The sequence below is a fragment of the Streptomyces sp. NPDC006655 genome, assembly GCF_040703965.1.
In the GTDB taxonomy this organism is placed as follows: domain Bacteria; phylum Actinomycetota; class Actinomycetes; order Streptomycetales; family Streptomycetaceae; genus Streptomyces.
This window is the reverse complement of sequence record NZ_JBEYJU010000186.1, coordinates 1-7699: the sequence shown is the minus strand read 5'-3', so window position 1 is coordinate 7699 and position 7699 is coordinate 1. Positions and strand designations below refer to the sequence as shown.

The 7699-nt window shown below is 70.1% G+C and carries 7 protein-coding genes and 1 pseudogene; 1 reads left to right on the top strand and 7 read right to left on the bottom strand.

Annotated features, from left to right (window positions below):
* Positions 1-25: 25 nt before the first annotated feature.
* From AB0958_RS43790 to AB0958_RS43765, 6 genes are all read right to left on the bottom strand, one after another.
* The gene (locus tag AB0958_RS43790; protein ID WP_366896066.1) at positions 26-619 is read right to left on the bottom strand and encodes a dihydrofolate reductase family protein; all 594 of its coding nucleotides are present in this window, start codon (positions 617-619) and stop codon (positions 26-28) included.
* A gap of 612 nt (positions 620-1231) precedes the next feature.
* Positions 1232-1648 (bottom strand): STAS domain-containing protein, encoded by a 417-nt coding sequence (locus AB0958_RS43785; RefSeq protein ID WP_366896065.1) that lies wholly within the window; start codon positions 1646-1648, stop codon positions 1232-1234.
* Between the two features lie 623 nt (positions 1649-2271).
* Positions 2272-3717, bottom strand: a complete 1446-nt coding sequence (locus AB0958_RS43780) for a HAMP domain-containing sensor histidine kinase (RefSeq protein WP_366896064.1) — start codon at positions 3715-3717, stop codon at positions 2272-2274.
* On the bottom strand, positions 3714-4448 hold the full coding sequence (locus tag AB0958_RS43775) for a response regulator transcription factor (protein ID WP_366896063.1): 735 nt from the start codon (positions 4446-4448) through the stop codon (positions 3714-3716). The genes AB0958_RS43780 and AB0958_RS43775 overlap by 4 nt, the downstream gene beginning before the upstream one ends.
* Positions 4449-4627: 179 nt before the next feature.
* A complete protein-coding gene (locus tag AB0958_RS43770) occupies positions 4628-5227 on the bottom strand; it encodes a hypothetical protein (RefSeq protein ID WP_366896062.1) in 600 nt (199 codons plus the stop codon).
* A 34-nt stretch (positions 5228-5261) separates the two neighbouring features.
* Positions 5262-5675, bottom strand: coding sequence for a peptidase (locus tag AB0958_RS43765; RefSeq protein ID WP_366896061.1), 414 nt, complete (start codon positions 5673-5675; stop codon positions 5262-5264).
* A gap of 443 nt (positions 5676-6118) precedes the next feature.
* Here AB0958_RS43765 and AB0958_RS43760 point away from each other — a divergent pair, with 443 nt between their 5' ends.
* Positions 6119-6592: an ATP-binding protein gene (locus AB0958_RS43760; RefSeq protein ID WP_366896060.1), complete on the top strand. Its 474-nt coding sequence runs from the start codon at positions 6119-6121 to the stop codon at positions 6590-6592.
* Positions 6593-7024: 432 nt separating this feature from the next.
* On the opposite strand, the pseudogene AB0958_RS43755 reads toward AB0958_RS43760, so the two are convergent.
* Positions 7025-7612 (bottom strand): annotated as a pseudogene (locus AB0958_RS43755) (transposase); the annotation flags it as partial.
* Positions 7613-7699: the final 87 nt, after the last annotated feature.

Below are 7699 nucleotides of genomic sequence, written 5' to 3'. Positions count from 1 at the left end.
TCCAGCTTCGCCCACTGCGCATTCGTCAGATCGTGCCTCCCCACGAAGTGGATCTTGACACATCAAGATCCACTTCTGAAACGCACCCTAGTGCCTGGGTGCGTTCGAGGGTGATCGAGGAGCCGAGCGCGCCGAACAACGGCGTACCGCCGCCGACCAGGACCGGGATCACGTGCACGCGGATCTCGTCGACCAGGCCGAGCGGGAGCGCCTGCTGCATGACGGTGGCGCCGTGCAGCCCGACGACCTTGTGGCCCGCCGCCTTCTTGGCCCGCTCGATGGCGCTGACCACGCCGTCGGTGACGAAGGTGAACACAGGCGGGTACGGCCTGGTCGGTGGCTGGTGGGTGACCACGAAACACGGGACGTCGCCCATCGGGCCGCCCTGGCCCCAGCCGCCCTCACCCTCGTTCTTCTCAAAGGACGTACGGCCCATCACCACCGCACCCGAGTCATCGACCATCTGCTCCAGGATGGGCCGGTCCTCGTCGGTCGCCTGGTCGGACATCCACTTGTGCAGCATCCAGGCCCCGTCACCGAACGGGTTCTCACGGCTGTCGTTCGGGCCGGTGACGTACCCATCGAGCGAGATGGACATGTCACAGATCACTTGTGCCACGGGTAACTCCTTCCCTTTGCCGGTCCCCCGGCTTCACCATGTGCTGTGTGAGACTCGGCGGACCGGCCGGACTCATCGGTGACCTGGGGATCGCCCCTGACGCCTCCCCTGCCGTGCACAGGGGGCCCGCCGAGTCGAGGCACAGCCGCAGGTCCGCTACCTGGATGCCGCCATCGCCTGCCCGTCTCGCCGTTCGCCAAGAGATGGGTTCGGGGAACGCCAAGCGCCCCGGCCTCTCCCCTCAAGGTCACTGCCACGGCCGCCTACTGGTAGCAGCCGCCGACGCACACAACGGTGACGGTGCCGCTGTCCCCGGCCGCCGTGGAGGGGACGTGGCGGGTGGTGGCCGTGGGGGTCTTGCTGGTCTCCCCGGGCATGGAGACGGCCATGGCCTGGGGGGGCGACGGCGGTGACGACCGCGGTGCTCATGATCACAACGGCTGTCGCGCGCTTGCGCAGACGCATCTGGACCGGCTGCCAGTCTCATGGTGCGTGCAGCCCCGAACCAGGTTCGTCGGAGGAGTCCGGCTCTTCTCCGCACCATCACCACGAGTGGCGGACCACACTCCGGATAGGCGCGCCAACGGATGCGGTGACTCCCCAACGGCTCGCTTACACAGCCACTACGGTCTGCCCCGCGGCGCGGCAGGGCCGCCGGTTCACGCGGCGACGGCGTCCTCCACGGTCGCCCGGAAAGGCATTGCCCGCGCCGGTCAGCTCCAGCACCCGCAGGAACTGCCGCGCGGGCCGGGCCAGACGCAGGCGGTGATTCCGGTGGAAGTTCAGCAGCACGTTCAGGACGGTGGAGCCGGCGAACGTCATCCCAGCCGCATCCACGACGAGCGTCGTACGGGTGGCGGCCGCATCTTGCAGGGCCGAGGCCAGAAGAAGAGCGGAGCTGGCGTCGAAGGCGCCGTGGACGGCCACCGCCCGGGCACCTGCCTGCTCGCGCTGGGTCAGGTACGGCACCGACGCCGCATGCGGCGTAGTCGGGTCCGGCCGGCTCTCGCCGCCGTTCGCGGAACTCATGCCGTCGAGTATGCCGTGATGATCTGAGAGCGGTCCCGGTGGCCCGCTCGGGGTGGAGATGGCGGGCAGGACACGATCCCGGGCACGGATCACTGACCGAACGTTCGTGCCATGGGGCCGATATCCTGTGGATGGCGTGGCCGAAATGTGCCGCCTGAAAGAGGACCCTGTGATGACCGCTGCCGTGCCCCCGCCGATCTCGGAGCCGGATCCGTCGGCGTTGGTCTGTCCTGGTGACCGGGTCGGGCAGTGCGCCGGGTGCCAGCGCAGGACCCACCGGTACGGCAGTGGCGGGAGCCCGCTGTGCCAGTGGTGCATGGCCCCGGTGCTGGAGCGCTGGGGGCGGTCCGTGCGGTACCTCAGCACGCGCCCCTGACCCCGGCCTCGGACCGGCGGGCTGGCGGTTCCCTCATGGGGCGGTTTCTGTGCCGCCGCCGGGCAGGAGAACGGGGGCCAGACCTCGCTATAGGCGACTACGACCACGGTGCGCAGGGCGGTGACGAAGCACAGGACCCGGACGGCTTGGACATCGTCGGTGTACTGGCGCAGCAGGGGGCCGGCGGTGCCGCCGGACAGCAGGTCGCCGACATCGGGGTCGACGGAGATGACTCCTGCGCGAGGGCTTATCGTCGGCCGGCTGTGTGTTTTCGACGGCTGAGGGGGCGATGGGAGCCGAAGTCCTCGCCGCCCGGGCGCGCCTCGCGGGGACGCGGGGCGACGGGCCGCAGGTGGATGCGGGCGTCGAGGCCGGTTCCGGGTGCGGGGTGGAGGGTGATGGTGCCGCCGGAGGCATCGACCAGGTGGCGGACGATGGGCAGGCCGAGGCCGGTGCCGTCGTGATGGGAGTCGGAGGAGCGCCAGAACCGGTCGAAGGCGCGCTCGCGGTCGGCGTCGTTCATACCCGGACCTTGGTCGATGATGTGGAGTTCGCTGGCCGGGGTGCGGTGGAGGGTGATGGTGGTGCTGGGCGGGGAGACGCGCAGGGCGTTGGCGAGGAGGTTGTCGATGACCTGCTCCAGCGCGCCGGGGATCGCCCATACCTGGCCGGCGGGTGGGCCGGTGATGTCGAGGGCGACGTACTGCTCCGCTGCAAGGGGTTCCCACATCGCAACCCGCTCGGCGAGGACGGTGTCCAGGTCGACGGGTTCGGGGGTGGTGGCGGTGTTCTCCAGGCGGGCCAGGGCGAGCAGGCCCTGCACCATGCGGCCCAGGCGTTCGACCTCGCTGACGGCTTCCTCCAGGCTGGGGTGGGCGCGCTCATCGAGGTAGGGCTCGAAGTTCTCCAGGCGCAGCCGCAGCGCGGTGAGTGGGGTTTTCAGCTGGTGGGAGGCTTCCGAGGCGAACGCCTGCTGGGCCTTGAGGAGGTGCTGCAGCCGGGTGGCGGTGTGTGTGAAGGACGCGGCGAGGCGGCGCAGTTCGGGCGGTCCGGCGGTGGTGTCGGGCGGGTGGGTGAGCCGGCCTTCGGCGAGCTGGGTGGTCGCGGCCTCCAGGGTGCGCAGGGGGCGGGTGATCCAGCGGGCCAGGCTGAAGGCGACCAGGGCAACGGCGGCGAGGACGCAGGTTCCCGCCAGTGCGAGGGCGCCCCAGATGCGGTGGACGCGGGTGCTGACCTGGTCCAGGGGGTAGGTGAGGCGGAGGGTGCCGCGGATGGTGGTGCCGGAGGCGCCGGGCATGGTCGCGGACAGGACGTCGCGGCCGGTGTTGTCGGTTGTCCTGGTGACGGTGGGCTGGTTGCGCAGCGCGCGGGCGATGTCCGGCTGCGCGGCGAGGTTGAGGCCGGTGCGGGCTGCTGGGTCGGAGTCGGCCAGGACGACGCCCTGTTTGTCGGTGACCACGACGTGGCCGCCGGTGCGGGTGGCGTAGTCGCCGACCACGTCGGGCAGGGCGTCGAGCTGGCCTTTTTCGATGTTCTCTTCGGTGACTTCGGCGAGCATGGAGGCGTCGCGTTCCACGCTCTGGGAGGCGCGGGAGGTCTCGCCGCGGGCGTAGATGTAGCCGAGTGGGATCTCCAGCCCGGCCAGCACGAGGACGGTCAGGGCGAGGTAGCTGAGCAGCAGGCGTCTGGTCATCCGGCCGCCTCGAAGGCGACGGGGTCACCGGGGACGGTGAGGCGGAAGCCGACGCCGCGGGTGGTGGTGATCCAGGCCGGGTCACCCAGCTTGCGGCGCAGGGCGGCCACGTGAGCGTCGAGGGTCTTGGTGGGGCCGAAGAAGTGCGGGTCCCACACCGTGTCCATGATCTGCTGGCGTGAGTACACCGTCCCCGGTTCCTCGGCGAGGTAGGCCAGCAGGTCGAACTCCCGTGGGGTCAGTGCTATTTGTCGTCCGTCGAGGTGGACTTCGCGAGTGCGGCGGCTGATGCCCAGCGGGCCCAGTGCCTGTGCGCCGGAGGCCGTCTGCTGCGCTTCGGGCGCCTGCGTGGGCCCGGACGGCGCGTACGCGGGAGCCCCCGCGCGGCGGGTGACGGCGCGGATGCGGGCGATCAGCTCCCGCACGCCGAAGGGCTTGGCGAGGTAGTCGTCGGCGCCGAGTTCCAGGCCGACGATGCGGTCGGCTTCCTCGCCGCGTGCGGTGATCATGATGATGGGGACGGCGGAGCGGGCGCGCAGGCTGCGGCAGACGTCCAGGCCGTCCATGTCGGGCAGGCCGAGGTCGAGCAGGACCAGGTCCGGCGCGGCCGTGGTGTCGGCGAGGCCGGCGGTGCCGGTGCGGACGTGGTCCACGGTGAACCCGTAGCGGCCCAGTCCCTCGGTGAGGGGGCCGGCTATTCGGTCGTCGTCTTCGATGAGCAGGAGCCGCATGGCGTCAGGCTCGCACAGCTGAGCCAGGGGAGTTGGTGGGTTCATGGGAAGCCGCCGGGGATCGAAGAAGACGTACGGGACGGGCGGTGGGCAAGCGGGTGCCGTCCGGCCGACAGGGACGGGAGGACGGTGTCGGCCGGACGGCGGTGGCGGGACGGTGGGCAACGCTGACCGGGGAGTCAGCCGTCGGCGTTGTCGCCGTCCTCGCGTCTCTGGTCCTCCCGTCCGTGTTCGTCACTGCGCTCCCGGTCCTGGCCGGTGTCCGGCGGCAGGCTGGTCAGCGTGGGTGCGGCGGTCAAACTCGCGGCGTCGCCAGGCGGCTCGGCGGTCGGTGCAGTCGGCGACAGCGACTGTGTGGCCGGCGGCTTTGGCACGGAGACCTGGACGGTGCTGCCCGGGGAGGGCGGGGAGGTGACGGTGTCGCTGACCGTGGACAGAGCGAGCCCGAAACCGCCCAGGACCACGAGCGCGGCGGCGGCCGTGAGGACAGAACGGGGACGGCGGGCCGCTTGCCGCCAGCCGTCCGCGCTCCGCACGGCCCTCCCCCTGGGGCTGCGTCGACCGGCAGGCACAGGCGGCGCAGCGCTCGGTTCACCGGTATCCGTCGCAGCCGGATCGGCGCCGAAGGAGTGCGCGGTCGACGAGGGGTAGTCGTAGGCGTCCTCCGCGAAGCGGTCGCCGTAGCCGCCCGGTACCGGGGCATCGGATACCGGCTCCAGGATCGTCGTCTCCTCGGTGTCCGTGGGCGAAGAAGAGGGTTGCTCGGGCTCGGGCGGCATCGGGTTCTCGCTTCCTCGGGTCGGGACCCGGCCGTCAGCTGGCGTCCTCGGTCTCCTCGGTGCCTTCCTTCTTGGTGTCGGTGACCTTGAAGGACTTGTCGACGTACACCTCGATCGAGGTGCCGTCGGCCTGCTTGACCTCCACCGCGTACATACCGGGCTTCTCCGCGTCCTCCTCGGACTTCACAACCGTGCCCGGGTACGCGGCGAGCGCGGCGGCCTCCGCCTTCGTCTTGACGTCGCCGGTCAGCGGCGGCTCGGTCTTGCCATCGGTGTCACCGGCCGCCTCGCCTCCGGCGTCGGCACCGCCCGCGTTATGGTCCTGCTGCTGGGTGGCCGCGGACTTGGAGCTGTCGGAGCCGGAGTCGGACCCGCCGCAGGCGGTCAGAGCGAAAGCCAGCACGGCGATGGGAGCGGCGAGCAGGGCACGACGGGGCAGAACACGCATCAGGGGTGTCTCCAAACACGGGGCATCACTATCGAGTTCGGAGAACCGCGGGGCCGGCTCTCCGGGGGACGACAACGACCCTAGAAACCCGCTGTTGAGAGGCAGACCAGGAAACTGAGAGAGACAGGCCAGCAGGGCACCAATGTTTCGCCACCGACACGCCGCCCACCCGCAGCGCCGCACTCACCCCCGAGGGAATCCAGGGCCAGCGAAGACACCGGCATCATCCACAGAAGTCACCACGCAAAAGCTGATCGCACCCGCCCAGACACTTTGAGGTGGTCAGCCAGTGGGATCGGGAGAGTTTGCCCCACCCCATGGCGGTCCCCGCAAGCAGGCATCTGCTGCCAGGGGTACTGTCAGCGGCCCGCATGCATCCAGCTGCGTCGACGGGGTAGACGCATCCGGCTGGGGCTGTGCTTGAGAGAAGCGGGACGGGCCGGATGGACCACAAGGCTGCGCAGGACGAGCGGAAGACGCTGGTCGGCGAGTTCATATCGGTTTCCGAGGCATTCGAGAGCAGCGAGGACATCGCTGCCGCCCGCGCCCTCGCCCGATCCTTCCTGACGGATGTGCAGGCCGTTCACGGACTCCCGGTGTCAGGCCGCGCCATGGGCATGGTGCAGCTGGTGGTGAGCGAACTGGTGACCAACGCCCGCAAATACGCGCCCGGCCCCTGCCTCCTGACCCTCGACATCAGGAACGGCACCGTCGAGGTGAGCGTCTGGGACAGCAGCACCGCCATGCCCACCGTCCTGGCACCCGACCCCGCCCGGGTCGGCCAGCACGGACTGGAAATCGTCATGGCCCTGTCCCAGAGCTTCCAGATCCACCGCGAGCCGGTGGGCAAGCGGATCACCGCGGCCCTCCAACTCGCCGACGACCCAGGCGGAGACCCGGCCGGCCGCCAGCCCTGATCACCCCATACAGCGGCGGGAACGGCACAGGGCTGGGCTTGCGGCACGGGCTGGCGGCCCGTCGTCCGCGCGCGGGCAGCCGCCGACCCTCCCGTGGGGAGGCCGGGAGGGGCGGCGGGCGCCGCGTCGCAGGAGCGGACAGCAGGGCCCATCAGGGGCCCTCACCTGGAGGATTGGATCGCGCCCGCCCGCACACCGTGCACCACAAACCGGCTACACGGATAGATCCTGACCGAAAGTATTCGATCTCCACGGGCGCAGTGACTCAGTACTGCAACGGTGTTTGTTCTGGTGGTTGGGTAGTTTCTGGTGGGGTGTGTCCGCGTCATTTGTAGTGGCTGATGCGGGCTTGGTGTTGGCGTCTGCGGCGCCACGTCGACCAGTGCAGGATGTGCTCGATGGGGGTGGGCCGGCGGTTGGTGAGCCGGGTGATCAGGCGTCGGATCTCCGGGAGGCTGAGGGGGATGAGCTGGGAGGATCCGTTTCTGCTTTCTCCGTGTCCAGCTGGCGGGCTCGCAGGACGGTCAGGCAGGCGTGGGCGGCGATGGCGAGGGTCATGTGGCGGTGCCAGCCGGGGTAGCGGCGGACCTGGTAGTCGTCCAGGCCGCACTCCTGTTTCGCGGTCTGGAAGCATTCCTCGACCGCCCACCGGCTGCCCGCGACACGGATGAGCTCGTCCAGGGTGGTGTCGGCGGGGCAGTAGGCGATGTAGTAGGAGATTTCTTCGGGCCGGCTGACGCTGCGGCGGGCGAGAACCCAGTGCCGGCGGTCATCACGGTGCCAGGGCCGAACCTCGACACGGGCCCAGTCATAGACCCGCCGGCCATGAGCCCCGTCGCCGCAGGAACGGCGCTTCCACTTCTGCCGCGGCAGACCGGGGAACAGGTCGTGGACGGGATGGTCGATGGACCAGCGGGTGACGACGGTGTCGTGCCGGGTGGTGGCCATGACGTGGAAGACGTCGGCCTGCTCGAGTTCGAACCGCCAGCCCTTGCTGAAGCCGTAGGCGGCGTCTGAGGTTCCCCCGCTGTGCGGGGCGGCTGACTAGCCGGTCAGGGCGGTTTGACGTGGTTTCAGGTTCACTTGTTCGGTCGTTGCCTGGTCGGC

What these genes read in the sequence shown, in the direction of transcription:
- AB0958_RS43785 (WP_366896065.1), bottom strand. Translation starts at nt 1,648, where the DNA reads ATGAGTTCCGCGAACGGCGGCGAGAGCCGGCCGGACCCGACTACGCCG.
- AB0958_RS43765 (WP_366896061.1), bottom strand. Translation starts at nt 5,675, where the DNA reads ATGCGTGTTCTGCCCCGTCGTGCCCTGCTCGCCGCTCCCATCGCCGTG.
- AB0958_RS43775 (WP_366896063.1), bottom strand. Translation starts at nt 4,448, where the DNA reads ATGCGGCTCCTGCTCATCGAAGACGACGACCGAATAGCCGGCCCCCTC.
- AB0958_RS43760 (WP_366896060.1), top strand. Translation starts at nt 6,119, where the DNA reads ATGGACCACAAGGCTGCGCAGGACGAGCGGAAGACGCTGGTCGGCGAG.
- AB0958_RS43780 (WP_366896064.1), bottom strand. Translation starts at nt 3,717, where the DNA reads ATGACCAGACGCCTGCTGCTCAGCTACCTCGCCCTGACCGTCCTCGTG.
- AB0958_RS43770 (WP_366896062.1), bottom strand. Translation starts at nt 5,227, where the DNA reads ATGCCGCCCGAGCCCGAGCAACCCTCTTCTTCGCCCACGGACACCGAG.